The following is a 15,740-nucleotide window of genomic DNA, read 5'->3' as shown; positions in this document are numbered from 1 at the left end:
AATGTCCGGCGTCAGATGCGCTCGATGATGGTGGCGGAGGCCATCGCGCCACCCGCACACATCGTGACCAGCGCAGTCGAACGGCCCGAGCGCTCGAGTTCGTGCAGGGCACTGGTGATCAGTCGCGAGCCGGTGGAACCGACGGGGTGGCCGAGCGCGATGGCGCCGCCGTTGACGTTGACCTTGCTCATGTCGGCCCCGTGGACCTGCGCCCAGGACAACACGACCGAAGCGAAGGCTTCGTTGATCTCGACGATGTCGATGTCGGACAAGGACATTCCGGTGCGCTCGAGTACCGCGCGAGTCGCGTCGATGGGGCCGTCGAGGTGGTAGTACGGGTCCGAACCGACGAGCGTCGACGCGAGGATACGGGCACGTGGCCGCAGACCCGACTCGCGCGCCTTGTCCTCACTCATCAGCAGTACGGCGGCCGCGCCGTCGCTGACCTGGGAGGAGTTTCCGGCGGTGTGGATTCCGTTCTCGATGACCGGCCGGAGACCGGCGAGTCCTTCCGCGGTGGTTTCGCGAAGACCTCCGTCACGCGTCACGGTCGCGATCTCACCGGTGGGCTCGCCCTCCTTGGTCACGACCGGCGCCTGCACCGGGACGATCTCGCGGTCGAAGCGCCCCTCGGCCCACGCGGCTGCGGCGCGACGCTGCGACTCGAATCCGAGAGCATCGACATCGTCACGTTTGATGCCGCGCTTGTGGGCGATACGTTCGGCAGAGGTGAACTGGTCGCCCATGTCGATCGACCAGTCGGCCGGATAGGGGTTGCCGGTGCCCGGGGCGTTTGCCTGGCCGAGGAACACGCGACTCATGACCTCGACGCCGCATCCGATTCCGGCGTCGATCTGCCCGGACGCGATCAGGCCCGCCACCATGTGGACCGCCTGCTGCGACGAACTGCACGCGCAGTCGATGGTCGTCGCCGCGGTCGTGTACGGGAGACCTGCGTGGAGCCAGGCCTGCCGGGTCACGTTGTTCGACTGTTCCCCCGCCTGGGTGACGGCGCCTCCGACGAGCTGACCGATCTGGTCGGCGGGGAGGCCGGTGCGGTCGAGAACGGCCTTCTGGGCGGCACCGAGCAACACCGCGGGGTGGACCCCCGCCAGCTGTCCGCGGCGACGACCGATCGGTGTCCGCGCGGCCTCCACGATGACGACCTTGCTCATGCCTACTCCCAGCTCTCGAAGATATTGAAATTTATTCTAGTGACGGTGACCGCAGTTTCCTGCGCAGTCCCAACGAGCGGGACGGACCTTGCGGAATGCGGTCTTCGAGAATTGCCCGTCAACGCGTACCGGCGGGCAGATCGACCAGCAGAAGGTCGCACGCGACGCGCAGATCGGACTCCACCTCGGGGATCGATATCCGCCCGTTGAGCGCGGACTGGACGAGACCGAACCACAGCGCCACAACCAACCGCACGACGGTCGCGTCCCGCACCGTGGGTTCCGCGATACCCGCGGCGGCCAGGAGCAGTCCGTCGAAGTGCTGGTCGATCTTCGCCACGTCGGGAATGGTGGCGGCGTTCGACGACGCGGCGGATTGGATCATCGCGTTCGCCAGTAACGGAGTGCGCACAAGCGCCCGGGTGGCCTGCAGCAACGCGTCGTATACGACGTCGACAGGCGACGAGGACGACTGCGAGCGCCTGGAGAGGTGGATTCCCATCCGATCGATCTGATCCACCATGACCGCGACGAACAGATGGGTCTTGGACGGAAAGTAGCGGTAGAGGGTCCCGATGGCGACGCCGGCGAGTTCGGCGACCTCCTGCATCCGAACGCGTTCGAGTTCCTTCACCGCCCCCAATTGTGCGGCAGCGTCGATGATCCGGCCGTATCGCGCATGCTGTTCCGCCGAACTCGGTTCTGCGGCGTCCCGGGCCTCCGCAAGTCTGGGCATGCTCGGTTCCTCCCCTTCACGACCGGTGGCGCATCGACCACTGCGGCGACGAACGTTCCAGGTGGGCACGTCTCGTATCCCGCCTGATCCCGGCCAGTGGGACCTGTCCCGTGGGTGGACCGACCACCACCCGAAACTAGAATGAATACTAATTCCGGCGCGGTGCACTGACGAACCGCCGCCATCGAACAGGAGACGTTTCATGGGTGAATCCGTAAGTCTGGCCGGGCGCGCGGCGGTCGTGACCGGCGCCGGGGCCGGCCTGGGCCGCGCCGAAGCCCTCGCCCTCGCCGAGGCAGGCGTCGCAGTCGTCGTCAACGACATGGGCGACGCAGCGCACGAGGTGGCAGAGGAAATCGTCGCGTCGGGAGGCCAGGCCATCGCCGTCACCGGCGACGTGTCCGACTGGGCTCTCGGCGGTCGCCTCGTCGAGGAATCGGTCAAGGCATTCGGGTCCTTCGACATCCTCGTCAACAACGCGGGCATCATCCGCGACAAGATGATCTTCAACCTCACCGAGTCCGACTGGGACGACGTGATCCGAGTGCACCTCAAGGGCCATGCCGCCACCTCACATGCGGCGGCGGTGTACTGGCGTCAGGCGAGCAAGGCTGCGGGTGGACCGGTCTACGGCCGCGTCGTCAACACCTCGTCGGAGGCCTTCCTCTTCGGTTCCGCCGGACAGCCGAACTATTCCGCTGCGAAGGCAGGCATCACGGCACTGACACTGTCCACGGCGCAGGGGCTGGCGAGCTACGGCGTCACCGCGAATGCGATCTGCCCCCGCGCACGCACCGCGATGACCGCGGAGGCCTTCGGCGAGGCCGGCGCCACGACCGGACTCGATCCCCTGGCGCCGGAGCGCGTGGCCACCCTCGTGCGTTACCTCGCCTCGCCGGCCTCCTCGGAGATCACCGGACAGGTGTTCGTGGTGTACGGAAAAATGGTCGCGCTCATGGCAGCGCCGACCGTCGAGAACCGCTTCGACGCAGCCGGTTCGGCATTCACGGTCGAGGAACTCGACGAGCAGCTCTCGTCGTACTTCATCGGCCGCGGCCCGTACGAGACCTACGCCGCCTACAGCATCGCGGAACTCGAAAAGGTCGCACTGGCCGTCGACTGATCGCTTGACACCGCACCCACGAAGGGAGCAAACATGAGACTTGCAGACAAGGTCGCGATCGTCACCGGTGGTGCCGGAGGGATCGGACGCGGCATCGTCAGAGCATTCATGGGCGAGGGTGCCCGCGTCCTGTTCGTCGACATCGACCGGCCCGCGGGTGAAGCCCTCGAAGCCGAGGTCGGCGAAGCCGGGAAATTCCTGTACGCGGACATCTCCGACGAGTCGAGCGCCGAGACGATCGTCGCGGCGGCCGTCGAACGGTTCGGAAAGCTCGACGTGCTCGTCAACAATGCGCACGCATCCCGACAGGCACCACTGCTCGAGACCACACAGGAGATGCTCGACCTGTCGTTCGGCACGGGCTTCTATCCGACCTTCCGATTGATGAAGGCAGCGCACGCCCAGCTCGCCGCGAACAAGGGGTCGGTGATCAACTTCGCGTCGGGAGCCGGGATCGAAGGGAGCGCCACGCAGAGTTCGTACGCCGCTGCGAAGGAAGCGATCCGGGCGATCAGCCGGGTCGCGGCGAACGAATGGGCCGCGGAGGACATCAATGTCAACGTCATCTCGCCTCTGGCACTGACCGAGGGCGTCGAGGCGTACATCGCGGCCAACCCCGGCGTCGAGGAGGCGCTACTGGCGAAGACCCCGATGCACCGCTTCGGTGACCCGCAGGCCGATATCGGCCGTGTCGCGGTCTTTCTGGCCAGTGAGGATGCGTCCTACATGACGGGCCAGACACTCATGGTCGACGGCGGGACCATCACACTGCGCTGATCCACCGACGGACCGGATTCGACCGCCAAAGACGACGAGCGCCTCGGCACTTTCGTGCCGAGGCGCTCGTGCAGTTCCGAAGGGTCTTCGGAATCAGGCGGTCTTGTCGCGCCGTTCCCGATCGGTCTTGCGCGGCACGATCGTCGGAAGGACGTTGTCGTTGACGGTCTCGGCGGTGACCACGACCTTGGCGACGTCGTCGCGGCTGGGGATGTCGTACATCACGGGCAGGAGCACCTCCTCCATGATGGCGCGGAGCCCGCGGGCGCCGGTGCCACGGAGGATCGCCTGGTCGGCGATCGCTTCGAGTCCGTCCTGGGAGAACTCGAGTTCGACGCCGTCCATCTCGAACAGGCGCACGTACTGCTTGACCAGAGCGTTCTTCGGCTCCGACAGGATCTGGACGAGTGATTCCTTGTCGAGATTGGTCACCGACGCGAGGATCGGCAGACGACCGATGAACTCCGGGATCAGGCCGAACTTGATGAGGTCCTCGGGCATGACGTCGGCGAAGTGGTCGGTGGTGTCGATTTCGGCCTTCGACCGAACCTCGGCGCCGAAGCCGATGCCGCGCTTGCCGACGCGGTCGGAGACGATCTTCTCGAGACCCGCGAATGCACCCGCCACGATGAACAGCACGTTCGTGGTGTCGATCTGGATGAACTCCTGGTGCGGATGCTTGCGACCACCCTGCGGCGGGACGGATGCCTGGGTGCCTTCGAGGATCTTCAGCAGCGCCTGCTGCACGCCCTCGCCCGACACGTCGCGAGTGATCGACGGGTTCTCGCTCTTGCGGGCGATCTTGTCGACCTCGTCGATGTAGATGATGCCGGTCTCGGCGCGCTTGACGTCGTAGTCGGCGGCCTGGATGAGCTTGAGGAGGATGTTCTCGACGTCCTCACCGACGTAGCCGGCCTCCGTCAGTGCGGTGGCGTCGGCGATGGCGAAGGGCACGTTGAGCATCTTCGCGAGCGTCTGCGCGAGGTAGGTCTTGCCACAACCGGTGGGGCCGAGAAGCAGGATGTTGGACTTCGCGAGTTCGACCGTCTCACCGCGGGAGTCGCGGCCCTTGTCGCCGGCCTGGATGCGCTTGTAGTGGTTGTAGACCGCCACGGCCAGCGTGCGCTTGGCGTCGTCCTGGCCGATCACGTAGTTGTCGAGGAAGTCGCGGATCTCGGCCGGCTTGGGCAGCTCGTCGAGCTTGACCTCGCTGGTCTCGGCCAGCTCCTCCTCGATGATCTCGTTGCAGAGATCGATGCACTCGTCGCAGATGTAGACACCGGGGCCCGCAATGAGCTTCTTGACCTGCTTCTGGCTCTTTCCGCAGAAGGAGCACTTGAGCAGATCTCCGCCGTCACCGATACGTGCCATCAGTCAGGTCCCTACTTCCTCGTGTGCGTGCAACCGGTCCCGCAACCACCACACGGGGCGGTCCCGGGGAGCGGGCCCTTTGATCGACCGTACCCGGATGTCGGCGCGCAGGTCGACCGGTTCTGCGCGTTTCCGGTCATATTTGTACACCACAACATGTGTCGGCGATCACAGTCCCGGCGTCGGTGGTTCCGGAAGGCACCGTGCCTTCCGGAACCGCCTGCGACGTTCTACTTCTGGGCCGAGAGCTTGCGGTACTCGAGGACCCGGTCGATCAGACCGTATTCGACTGCCTGCTCCGCCGTGAGGATCTTGTCCCGATCGGTGTCCTTGCGGATCTGCTCGGGATCCTTACCGGTGTGCTTCGAGAGCGTGTTCTCCATGAGGGTACGCATGCGCTCGATCTCGGCGGCCTGGATCTCGAGGTCGGAGACCTGTCCCTGGATGCCACCCGTCGCGGGCTGGTGGATGAGCACGCGAGCGTTGGGCAGCGCCAGACGCTTGCCGGGAGTGCCGGCGGCGAGCAGGACGGCCGCGGCGGATGCCGCCTGCCCGAGGCACACCGTGGTGATGTCGGCGCGGACGTACTGCATGGTGTCGTAGATCGCCATGAGCGAGGTGAACGAACCACCCGGCGAGTTGATGTACATGGTGATGTCGCGGTCGGGATCGAGCGACTCGAGCACCAGCAGCTGGGCCATCACGTCGTTGGCGGACGCGTCGTCGACCTGGACGCCGAGGAAGATGATGCGCTCTTCGAACAGCTTGTTGTACGGGTTGGATTCCTTGACGCCGTAGCTCGAGTGCTCGATGAACGACGGGAGGATGTAGCGGCTCGCGGGCGAGGCAGGAGCGGCGCCGCCGAGCTGGCGCGGATCGAACATGTTGGTCATCGCTTCTCCAAGAATTCGGTGGTGTGAGGGCAGATCGGGCCGGGACCTAGTTGGCGGTGCCGCCGGCCTGCTGCGCCCGGGAGACGACGTGGTCGACGAAGCCGTATTCGAGCGCCTGCTGCGCCGTGAACCAGCGGTCGCGGTCGGAGTCCTTGGTGATCTGCTCCACCGACTGGCCCGTGTGCTCCGCGATGAGCTCGGCCATCTCTCGCTTGGTGTGTGCGAACTGCTCCGCCATGATCGCGATGTCGCTCGCCGTACCACCGATGCCTGCGGACGGCTGGTGCATCATGATCCGCGCGTGCGGGAGTGCGTAACGCTTGCCCTTGGTACCGGCGGAGAGCAGGAACTGACCCATCGAGGCGGCGAGACCCATCGCGAAGGTCGCGACATCGCACTCGACGAACTTCATCGTGTCGTAGATCGCCATACCGGCGGTGACCGAACCGCCTGGTGAGTTGATGTACAGGGAGATGTCGCGGGTGGGGTCCTCGGCCGACAGCAGAAGGATCTGCGCGCACAGCTTGTTCGCGATGTCGTCGTCGACCTGGGTGCCCAGGAAGATGATGCGCTCGCGGAGCAGGCGTTCGTACACCGAGTCGCTGAGGTTCAGCCCAGCCGTGGCCGAGGTCATCGCGGGACCGATGGATGTCGCCGGATTCTGAGGAGTCACGGGTACCTGCCTTCTCGTCGATCGTGGGTTGCTGACACTGACACTAACGAAACGGGGCGGCACCGGATGCCCGGTGCCGCCCCTCTTCGCTGAAAGCGGAAATTCGTGCCCCTGGGGTTTCGAATCTCCGCGGGTCGCCCGACTACTCGGAGGCCGAGTCCTCGGTGGTCTCCGCCTCGGCGTTCTCGCCCTCGGCGTCATCGTCCTTCTTGGTGCCGAACAGCTCGGCGGTGTCGACGGTCGCACCCGTGGTGTCGGTCACGTTGGCGCGATCGACGACGGTGCCGAGCGCCTTGCCGCGGCGGACGTCGGCGAAGACGGCACCGAGCTGGTTGGCCTGGCTGATCTGCTGGATGAACTGCTCCGGCGGGATGCCGTAGCGCTGCGCCTGGAAGAAGATGCGCTCGGTCAGCTCCTGCTGCTCGACCGTGGTGTTCTCCGCCTCGGCGATCGCGTCGAGGAGCAGCTGGGTCTTCACCGAACGCTCGGCGGACTCGCGTGCTTCCTTGTCGAACTCCTCGCGGCTCGAACCCTGGGCCTCGAGCAGCTCGTTCAGCTTGGTCTCGTCGTGATCGAGCTCGTGGATGGCGTCGTGCAGCGCGCTGTCGACCTCGGCCTGGACGGCAGCCTCGGGAACCGGGATGTCGACGGTCTCGAGGAGAACCTCGAGGACCTTGTCGCGGATCTGGCCGGCCTGCTCGACCTGCTTGACGCGCTGGACGCGCTCGCGGAGGTCGGCCTCGAGCTCGCCGATGGTGTCGAACTCGCTCGCGAGCTGCGCGAACTCGTCGTCGGCCTCGGGCAGCTCGCGCTGCTTGACGGTGTTGACCTTGACGGTGACGACGGCTTCCTTACCGGCGTACTCGCCGGCGACCAGCGTGGAGGTGAACTCCTTCGACTCGCCGGCGGACAGGCCGATGATCGCCTCGTCGAGTCCGTCGATGAGCTGGCCGGAGCCGACCTCGTGCGACAGGCCCTCGGTGGCGGCCTCTGGAACCTCGTTGCCGTCGACCGTCGCGGACAGGTCGATGGAGACGAAGTCGCCGTCCTGCACCGGACGCTCGACACCCGTCAGGGTGCCGAAGCGCTGACGCAGCGACAGAAGCTGCTCGGCGATGTCCTCGTCGGTGATCTCGACGGGATCGACGGTGACGGCGATCTCGGAGAAATCGGGGAGGGTGATCTCGGGACGCACGTCGACCTCGGCGGTGAACGCCAGCTCGACGTTGTCCTCGAGCTTGGTGACGTCGATCTCGGGCTGGCTGATGACCTTGACGTCGTTCGCGGTCACGGCTTCGCTGTAGCGGCTCTGGATGGCCTCGTTGATGACCTGGTCCAGGACGGCTCCGCGGCCGACGCGGGCCTCGAGGATCTTGCGAGGTGCCTTACCGGGGCGGAAGCCCGGGATGCGGACCTGGCCGGCGAGGGCCTTGAAAGCGCGGTCGAAATCAGGCTGGAGCTCCTCGAAGGGCACCTCAACATTGATACGGACTCGCGTCGGGCTCAGCTGCTCGACGGTGCTCTTCACGGACATGCTCCTTCTGTCGTGCTCTCTTGTCGGTCGTTCGTGTCACTACTGAGCGCGCTGACGCTGTTCGATCTGGTCGGGATGACAGGATTCGAACCTGCGACCCTCCGCTCCCAAAGCGGATGCGCTACCAAGCTGCGCCACATCCCGGTCGTGAAGGCACCGCATCCGACCGCGGGACCCATCGCAGAATCCTACGGCCCCCCGATTATGAAATCCAAAGCGAGGTCCGGTACAGTCTCATCTCGCAAGCCGCAGCACCGGTCGACACCGGCACTGCAGGCGCAACGGGGATGTAGCTCAATGGTAGAGCCCCAGTCTTCCAAACTGGCTACGCGGGTTCGATTCCCGTCATCCCCTCCACGGAGGAAGCCCGCCGGGTGCACACAGCACCGGCGGGCTTCGTCGTTCCGGACCGTCCCGTCCGGCCCAGCCCATCCGCATTCCGACGACCGCACGAACCACCGCGTCGTGATTCCTCGTCGCGTCCCTCCAGCGGACGCGACCGCGAACGGGTGGGGCGTCGTCGGATGACACCGCAGGGGGTGTGGAGGGACCGACCCCGCCCCACCTCCGGTCGGTCCCTCTCCACCATCGAATGCCGTTCTCCGGTGTGAAATCCGAGTATCGTCGTCTCACCCCCGTAGGTCAGCGGTCGGTCGAGAAGGCGCCGGCGTCAACGACGGCGCCGGCTGTACCGACGGCGCCTCGCTATGCAGGGAAGCAACGATGCCTCGGCGCCACAGACCGACTCCGGACATGCCCCCGACCCCCGCTCCGACCGTCGGCGTCGAGGAGGAGTTCTTCCTCGTCGACCCGACCTCCGAACGGCTGACCGCGAGCAACGACCTCGTCGTGGCCGCAGCCGCCCGGCTCGGACTCGACATGGACTACGAGCTCAAACGCATCCAGGTCGAGGTGAACACACCGGTCTGCCGCAGCTCGGCCGAGTTGCGCGCGCGTATCGTCGAGGGCCGGACCGTCGCAGCCGCGGCCGCGCGGGAGGCGCACGCGGGTCTGCTCGCGTCGGGTGTGTCGCCCACGCTCCAGAAGCTCGCGTCCGTGACGGATGTGCCGCGCTACCGGACGATGGCCGAGCGGTACGGACGTCTCGCCGAGGAGCAGGAGGTCTGCGGCTGCCACGTCCACGTCGGTGTCGCGGACCGCGAAACCGCCGTCCTGGTGTGCAATCACGTCCGGGTATGGTTGCCCACCCTGCTGGCCGCGACGGCCAACTCGCCCATCCATCGAGGCCGCGACACCGGGTACGCCAGTTGGCGGGCAATCATGGCCTCCCGGTGGCCGTGCGCGGGTCCTCCCCCGCGGTTCACGTCGGCGGAGCACTACGACGCGATCGTCGCCATGATGATCGAGAGCGGCAACATCCTCGATCCGGGCATGGTCTATTGGGACGTGCGTCCCTCGGCGCATCTGCCCACCGTCGAGATCCGGGTGAGCGACGTGCCGGCGACCGTCGACGAGACTGTTCTCCTGGCGATGCTCGTCCGCGCGCTCGTCGCCACCGCCGAACGAGAGGTCCGGGCGGGCATCACTGCTCCCCCGGTCGCCGACGAGGTCGTCCACGCCGCGTACCTGTGCGCTGCTCGCGAGGGGCCGACCGGACGTGCCGTCGACGTGTTCACCGGGCGGCCCACCACCGCGCAGCAGTCCTTCCGCGCCTTCCTCCGGTACATCGGCCCCCGACTCGAGGAGGCCGGCGACCGCCGGTGCGCGGTGGCGATGTGGGAGGCGATCCTCGCCCGCGGCACCGGGGCGATGCTGCAGCGACGCGCGTTCGCCCGCCGTCACGCCGTCGCCGACGTCGTCGACGCGCTCCACCGGGCGTTCGTCGCCGGACCGCAGACCCCTCCACTGTCCGGCGGAGCCCATCCCACCCCGGACGTCCCCGCGCTCTGATCCCGCGACCTGCCGTTTGGAGCGCCTTCCCTCGGGTATTCGCGACCACACGAGCCAGGACGAGGGAGCACGTATGCGCGCGATGGTCTATCGCGGCCCCTATCGGGTCCGCGTCGAAGAGAAGGACATTCCCCGGATCGAGCACCCCAACGACGCCATCGTGCGCGTCGAGTTGGCGGCGATCTGCGGTTCCGACCTGCACCTCTACCACGGGATGATGCCCGACACCCGCGTCGGTACGACCTTCGGTCACGAGTTCGTCGGGGTGGTCCACGAGGTCGGGCCGTCGGTGCAGAACCTGAAACCCGGCGACCGGGTCATGGTCCCGTTCAACGTCTTCTGCGGGTCGTGCTTCTTCTGCGCGCGCGGCCTGTACTCCAACTGCCACAACGTCAACCCCAACGCCACCGCGGTCGGCGGCATCTACGGCTACTCGCACACCTGCGGCGGCTACGACGGCGGCCAGGCCGAGTTCGTGCGGGTGCCGTTCGCCGACGTCGGCCCAACCATCGTGCCCGACTGGATGGACGGCGAGGACGCCCTGATGCTCACCGACGCCCTCGCGACCGGCTACTTCGGTGCACAGCTGGGTGACATCGTCGAGGGCGACACGGTCGTGGTCTTCGGCGCCGGACCGGTGGGCCTGTACGCGGCGAAGTCCGCCTGGTTCATGGGTGCCGGCCGGGTCATCGTGATCGACCACCTCGAGTACCGGCTGGAGAAGGCCCGGACCTTCGCTCACGCCGAGACCTACAACTTCGCGGAGTACGACGACATCATCGTCCACCTGAAGAAGATCACCGGTCATCTCGGAGCGGACGTCGCCATCGATGCGGTCGGGGCGGAGGCCGACGGCAACTTCCTGCAGCACGTCACGGCCGCGAAATTGAAGATGCAAGGTGGCTCGCCGGTCGCGCTGAACTGGGCCATCGACGGTGTCCGCAAGGGCGGCACCGTCTCGGTGGTGGGTGCCTACGGCCCGATCTTCAGTGCCGTGAAGTTCGGCGACGCACTCAACAAGGGGCTGACCTTGCGGATGAACCAGTGCCCCGTCAAACGTCAGTGGCCCCGTCTGTTCGAGCACGTCCGCAACGGCTATCTGAAGCCGAACGACATCGTCACGCACCGTGTCCCGCTCGAACACATCCCCGAGGCCTACCACATGTTCTCGTCGAAGCTCGACAGGTGCATCAAGCCGATCATCGTCGCCGACGGGAGTTGAGGAGGATCCGCCATGGCCTACACCGCAGACAAGCCCGAACCCCCGGAGACCCCCGACCAACTGCGCGCCCGCATCCCCGGATGGGGAGTCGACCTGGATCCTCGCGATCGGCCCTCGGTGCCGAAGGAACGCTTCGCACCTGAGACGACCGGCGCGCACTGGGACTTCCCCGAACGCCAGCCCGGGTACGAGACCCGCGAACGCTCGATCGAGCATGCCTTCGTCACCCCGGTCTTCGGCACTACGGCGCCGCTGAAGGGACTGTGCGGCGTCGTGCGCAGGCACGCCTACCGCCGCTACAGCGAAGGCCGCGCCGCGCACTGGTTGCTCCTGATCGGCGCCGACCGCATCGACGTCGCCGAGAGCCGGGTCCGGGCCCTGATGCAGGGCCGTCCCGACAATCCCGTGACCGAGAGCGGGATCCGGTCGGAGATCACCGCGCACGGCGGGGCGTCGAGGCGGCGGAGTTCGCGTGCCGACGTCAACCACCAGTGGCTCGATCCGTTCGTCTCCGGCGCACCGTGGATCGCCGCAGCGGGTCTGGGCGCAGCGGTGGTGGTACGCCGGAAAGGGCGCTCACGGAGGTGAGAACCGGCACGTGGGGAGATCCCGAATCCAGCAACGACGTGTCACCTTTTCGACTCGATAGTGCAAAGCGAGAGTCAAGCAGGGGTGTGCGTCGTTCACGATATGAGACCGTCCCTCTTGTGAAGGACACCTCCGACGACCTCCCCCGGGCCCTCTCTCCCGGCTCCTCCGTCGTCGCCGCGGTCCTTCTCGATGCCACCCCCGACTGGGATCGGGTCGCCGCCGTGCTCGCGCCCGGCAACCACGAGTCGCCCAGTTTCCGGCACCGGGTGGTGGAACTGCCGTTCGGGCTCGATCCGCCGCGCCGCGCCGGGCATCCCGACTCGGATCCGCCGTGGCATCTCGAGCGGGTCGCCCTGCCCGCCCCGGCGACTTTCGAGGAGGTACTCGCCTACGCCCGCACGGCCCCCGACCCCTCGGGTCTCCGGCACCCGCGCTGGGAACTGACCTTGCTCGACGGCCTCGGCGGTGGCCAGTCGGCGCTGGTGATCCGGCTCCGGCATCTCGGCTCGGCACCCTCACCCGGTCAGTCCGAGTCCATGTTGTCGTGGGCGAGATCGGTGTCCGAACAGGGCGTCGAGTCGTTCCGCACCGCGGCGCACATGTTCACCTCGCTGGGCACCGGATTGATCAACGCCCTGCTCGGACGCACCGGCGACCACGAGGAGCCCGCACCCCGCGCGCCGCGACTGCACGTACTCGACGCGGATCTCGCCGCCCTGCGTCACGCCTGCGAACGCGCGGGCTGCCGCGTGTCGAGCGGGTTCTCCACTGCGATGCTCCTCGCGTGCAGCGAGTACCGGCGGCGGCACGGCCGCTCGATCGACGATCTGCGTGTCGTCGTCCCCGGGCCGGACGGCGGGGCGGTGCCTATGGCACCCGAGGACGAGGCGGACATCCACGCGATGGACACGGTCGATCTCATGCGACGCATCGACATCTCGTTCCCGTCCTCCGCCGGAGCACACTCCGACATCGCCGTCGGTCCGCGGGACGTGGTGGTGTCCACGCTCCCCGGTTCCCACGCGCCGCTCTACGTCGGCGGCGCGAAGATCGAGCGGTACTACGGCTTCGGTGCGGCCGACGGCGCGATGATGACCGCGTCGGCGATGTCCTATCGCGACACCTGCTGCATGGGCCTGGCGGTGGACCCCACGGTCGTCCCCAACCGCGATTCGTTCGATTCGTGCCTGCAGGAAGGGATGCGCGCGGTCCTCGGGGAGTGACTCCCCGCGTCGGTACGCTGGAGGACAGGACCCTCCCCCACCGGAAGGATCGGGCCGTGGAACTTCTGCTCATCCTCGCCGCCATCGGTGCCGTGGTGTACTTCGTCTCCCGCTCCCAGAAGAGCACCACCCGTCACCGCACCGTCACCCTCGACGACGCCAAGGCCGACGCACGGCAGGCGATCGAGCGTCTCGGCGGCCAGATCTACAACCTGACCGGCACCGACGACGCCTCGCGTCAGGCGCTGGCGGACGCCTCCGAGCGCTTCACCGCCGCCGGCTCCCAGATCGAGCAGGCGAACTCGCCGATGCAGGCGCGTCTCGCGAAACAGACCGCGCTCGAAGGTCTGTACTACATCCGAGCTGCGCGCCTGGCGATGGGCATGGACCCGGGGCCGGAGATCCCAACGCTCGACGGACAGAAGTCCGCCGGCGAGGTCACCGAGAAGCGCACCGTCGACTTCGAGGGCCGCACCATCGCCGCGTCGCCGTCACCGTCCTCCGCGACGCCGAACTACTACCCCGGCGGCCGCGTCGCGGGCCGGCCTGTCCCTGCGGGCTGGTATTCGGAGCCGTGGTGGAAGCCCGCCCTGGTCGCGGGCGCGTGGGGCGTCGGCTCGATGCTGCTCTTCTCGACGATGTTCGCCGGGATGGCCGGTGTCCCCTACGACGCGCAGGCATTCGAATCCGGTGTCGGTGATCCGTCGGCGGAGACAGGTGCCGGCGACGACTTCGGCGGTGGTGACGAGTACGGCGGGGGCGACGAGTACGGAGGCGGTGACGACTTCGGTGGCGGAGACGGCGGCGGATTCGATTTCGGGGGCTTCGATTTCTGAGTCGGATCTGCTGAGTCGGATCTGCTGAGTCGGGTCAGCTGAGTCGGGTCAGCTCGGCTGACAGACCGGGCACCAGAACAGGTTCCGCGCCTGCATGACCGAGTGCAGAACGGGAGTCCCGCAGATCCGGCAGGGTTCGCCGGCACGGCGGTAGACGTACGTCCGGGGCCTGTTCTTGGCGTAGGCCGGTGCGCCGTGGTCGTGTTCGGGTCGCACGACGTGCATGCGCCCGTGCTCCACACCGACGTTCATCAGTTCGACGAGGTCGGCCCAGATCGCGTCGAACTCTCTGCGGGACAGCTTGTTTCCCGGACGTTCCGGATGGATGCCGTGACGGAAGAGCACTTCTGCGCGGTAGACGTTGCCGACGCCGGCGATGACGGCCTGGTTCATGAGCAACGCGCCGATCGCGGTGCGTGATCTGCCGATACGGCGCCATGCCCGCTCGGGATCGGCGTCGGGTCGCAGCGGGTCTGGACCGAGCCGGGCCTCGATCGCCTCGACCTCGCCGGGGGTGAGCACCTCGCACGCCGCCGGACCACGCAGGTCGCTGCCGTGGCGCGCGCCGATCATCCGCATCCGCACCTGTCCGACCGGTTCGCCGAGCGGCAACTCGCGGTCGGTGAACTCACCGTAGATACCGAGGTGCACGTGGACGGCGAGACCGCCCTCGTAGTGGTGGAAGAGATGCTTGCCCCACGCGTCCGCGTGGGTCAGGACGCGCCCGTCCACGGCGGCGGCACCGTCGGCGAACCGCCCCTGCGGACTGGACACCCGCACCGGCGCACCCGAGTACCACTCGTGGTGCAGCCGGGCAAGCCGGTGCAGGATGTGTCCTTCGGGCACGGATCAGGCAGGTGCGCCGGGAACTGCCGGAGCCTCGCCGGTCTTCTCGTACTCGGCGAGGATGTCGATACGGCGCTGGTGACGCTCCTCGTTCGACCACTCGGTCGACAGGAAGGCGTCGACGATCGCGAGGGTCTCCTCGAGGCTGTGCATGCGGCCACCGATGCCGATGAGCTGCGCGTTGTTGTGCTCGCGCGCAAGCTTGGCGGTGTCGACGCTCCAGGCGAGGGCGCAGCGCGCACCTCGCACCTTGTTGGCGGCGATCTGCTCGCCGTTACCGCTGCCACCGAGCACGATACCGAGGCTGCCCTCGTCGGCGACGGTGCGCCGAGCAGCCTCGATGCAGAAGGCCGGGTAGTCGTCGAGGGCGTCGTACTCGAACGCACCGCAGTCGATCGGCTCATGGCCGTTCTTCTTCAGGTGCTCGATGATCTCATTCTTCCGTTCGAAGCCCGCGTGGTCGGCTCCCAGGTAAACGCGCATGGGCCGAGTCTAACGAGACTCGTCCGCTCGCCCGCAGGCGCCGTTCGCCGTGCGAGGGGCGGGTCGGAGCACACCCCGCCGGGGCGGGTCAGAGGGCACCACGCCGGGGGCGGGTCAGAGGGCACCACGCCGGGGGCGGGTCAGAGGGCACCACGCCGGGGGCGGGTCAGAGGGCACCGTAGCGCGGCGGGTGGGTGCCGCTGGCAGTCCGGAGGCCGCGAGCCGTGATGCATCACGGTAGTCCGCGCCCGACCCGAAGCCGAGAATCGAATTCGGAGTGAGCACAAGTCTGTACGGCGGAGCGTTGCGACCTTCGGTCGCGAGCGTGGCGAACCCCGCCCCGGCA

At 67.4% G+C, this 15,740-nt stretch carries 15 protein-coding genes and 2 tRNA genes; 8 read left to right on the top strand and 9 right to left on the bottom strand.

From position 1 onward, the window contains the following. Window positions 1-11: 11 nt before the first annotated feature. A complete protein-coding gene (locus tag K3M35_RS00630; protein ID WP_217579913.1) occupies window positions 12-1,175 on the bottom strand; it encodes a steroid 3-ketoacyl-CoA thiolase in 1,164 nt (387 codons plus the stop codon). 118 nt (window positions 1,176-1,293) lie between these two features. After that, entirely contained in the window at window positions 1,294-1,911 is a 618-nt protein-coding gene (locus K3M35_RS00625; RefSeq protein ID WP_094980632.1) for a TetR family transcriptional regulator, read from the bottom strand. Window positions 1,912-2,113: 202 nt separating this feature from the next. On the opposite strand from K3M35_RS00625, the gene K3M35_RS00620 reads away from it, so the two are divergent. After that, window positions 2,114-3,034: a 3-oxoacyl-ACP reductase gene (locus K3M35_RS00620; RefSeq protein ID WP_121208753.1), complete on the top strand. Its 921-nt coding sequence runs from the start codon at window positions 2,114-2,116 to the stop codon at window positions 3,032-3,034. A 33-nt stretch (window positions 3,035-3,067) separates the two neighbouring features. Then, window positions 3,068-3,811, top strand: a complete 744-nt coding sequence (locus K3M35_RS00615) for an SDR family NAD(P)-dependent oxidoreductase (protein WP_006551143.1) — start codon at window positions 3,068-3,070, stop codon at window positions 3,809-3,811. 93 nt (window positions 3,812-3,904) lie between these two features. On the opposite strand, the gene clpX is transcribed toward K3M35_RS00615, so the two are convergent. The 5 genes from clpX to K3M35_RS00590 all read right to left on the bottom strand — a co-directional run bounded on the left by clpX (window position 3,905) and on the right by K3M35_RS00590 (window position 8,426). Beyond that, complete coding sequence (clpX, locus tag K3M35_RS00610; protein ID WP_006551142.1) at window positions 3,905-5,182, bottom strand: ATP-dependent Clp protease ATP-binding subunit ClpX; 1,278 nt, start codon at window positions 5,180-5,182, stop codon at window positions 3,905-3,907. 230 nt (window positions 5,183-5,412) lie between these two features. Continuing rightward, a complete protein-coding gene (locus K3M35_RS00605; RefSeq protein ID WP_016691867.1) occupies window positions 5,413-6,075 on the bottom strand; it encodes an ATP-dependent Clp protease proteolytic subunit in 663 nt (220 codons plus the stop codon). Window positions 6,076-6,121: 46 nt separating this feature from the next. Beyond that, a complete protein-coding gene (locus tag K3M35_RS00600; RefSeq protein ID WP_016691866.1) occupies window positions 6,122-6,748 on the bottom strand; it encodes an ATP-dependent Clp protease proteolytic subunit in 627 nt (208 codons plus the stop codon). Between the two features lie 142 nt (window positions 6,749-6,890). Next, window positions 6,891-8,276 (bottom strand): trigger factor, encoded by a 1,386-nt coding sequence (gene tig / locus K3M35_RS00595; RefSeq protein WP_346772272.1) that lies wholly within the window; start codon window positions 8,274-8,276, stop codon window positions 6,891-6,893. A 73-nt stretch (window positions 8,277-8,349) separates the two neighbouring features. Continuing rightward, window positions 8,350-8,426, bottom strand: a tRNA-Pro gene (locus K3M35_RS00590). 139 nt (window positions 8,427-8,565) lie between these two features. Here K3M35_RS00590 and K3M35_RS00585 point away from each other — a divergent pair. The 6 genes from K3M35_RS00585 (at window position 8,566) to K3M35_RS00560 (ending at window position 14,065) form a co-directional block, all read left to right on the top strand. Next, window positions 8,566-8,639 (top strand) — tRNA-Gly (locus K3M35_RS00585). Window positions 8,640-9,035: 396 nt separating this feature from the next. Beyond that, window positions 9,036-10,193, top strand: a complete 1,158-nt coding sequence (locus tag K3M35_RS00580; RefSeq protein ID WP_039586881.1) for a glutamate--cysteine ligase — start codon at window positions 9,036-9,038, stop codon at window positions 10,191-10,193. A 73-nt stretch (window positions 10,194-10,266) separates the two neighbouring features. Then, entirely contained in the window at window positions 10,267-11,415 is a 1,149-nt protein-coding gene (locus K3M35_RS00575) for a zinc-dependent alcohol dehydrogenase (RefSeq protein WP_217579914.1), read from the top strand. A gap of 12 nt (window positions 11,416-11,427) precedes the next feature. Next, window positions 11,428-12,003 (top strand): hypothetical protein, encoded by a 576-nt coding sequence (locus K3M35_RS00570; RefSeq protein WP_217579915.1) that lies wholly within the window; start codon window positions 11,428-11,430, stop codon window positions 12,001-12,003. Between the two features lie 119 nt (window positions 12,004-12,122). Next, window positions 12,123-13,229, top strand: coding sequence for a wax ester/triacylglycerol synthase domain-containing protein (locus tag K3M35_RS26575; RefSeq protein ID WP_006551136.1), 1,107 nt, complete (start codon window positions 12,123-12,125; stop codon window positions 13,227-13,229). A 56-nt stretch (window positions 13,230-13,285) separates the two neighbouring features. After that, window positions 13,286-14,065, top strand: a complete 780-nt coding sequence (locus K3M35_RS00560; protein WP_064061830.1) for a hypothetical protein — start codon at window positions 13,286-13,288, stop codon at window positions 14,063-14,065. 48 nt (window positions 14,066-14,113) lie between these two features. Here the strand turns inward: K3M35_RS00560 and K3M35_RS00555 are convergent, their stop codons facing one another. Both K3M35_RS00555 and K3M35_RS00550 read right to left on the bottom strand, forming a co-directional pair. Continuing rightward, window positions 14,114-14,911 (bottom strand): Fpg/Nei family DNA glycosylase, encoded by a 798-nt coding sequence (locus tag K3M35_RS00555; RefSeq protein ID WP_024100566.1) that lies wholly within the window; start codon window positions 14,909-14,911, stop codon window positions 14,114-14,116. Between the two features lie 3 nt (window positions 14,912-14,914). After that, window positions 14,915-15,394: a ribose-5-phosphate isomerase gene (locus K3M35_RS00550; RefSeq protein ID WP_006551133.1), complete on the bottom strand. Its 480-nt coding sequence runs from the start codon at window positions 15,392-15,394 to the stop codon at window positions 14,915-14,917. Window positions 15,395-15,740: the final 346 nt, after the last annotated feature.

Origin of the sequence: Rhodococcus sp. DMU2021, from assembly GCF_019641445.1 — a bacterium.
Lineage (GTDB): Bacteria > Actinomycetota > Actinomycetes > Mycobacteriales > Mycobacteriaceae > Rhodococcus > Rhodococcus pyridinivorans.
The sequence above is the reverse complement of the archived record's forward strand: the minus strand, read 5'-3'. Positions and strand labels throughout refer to the sequence as shown.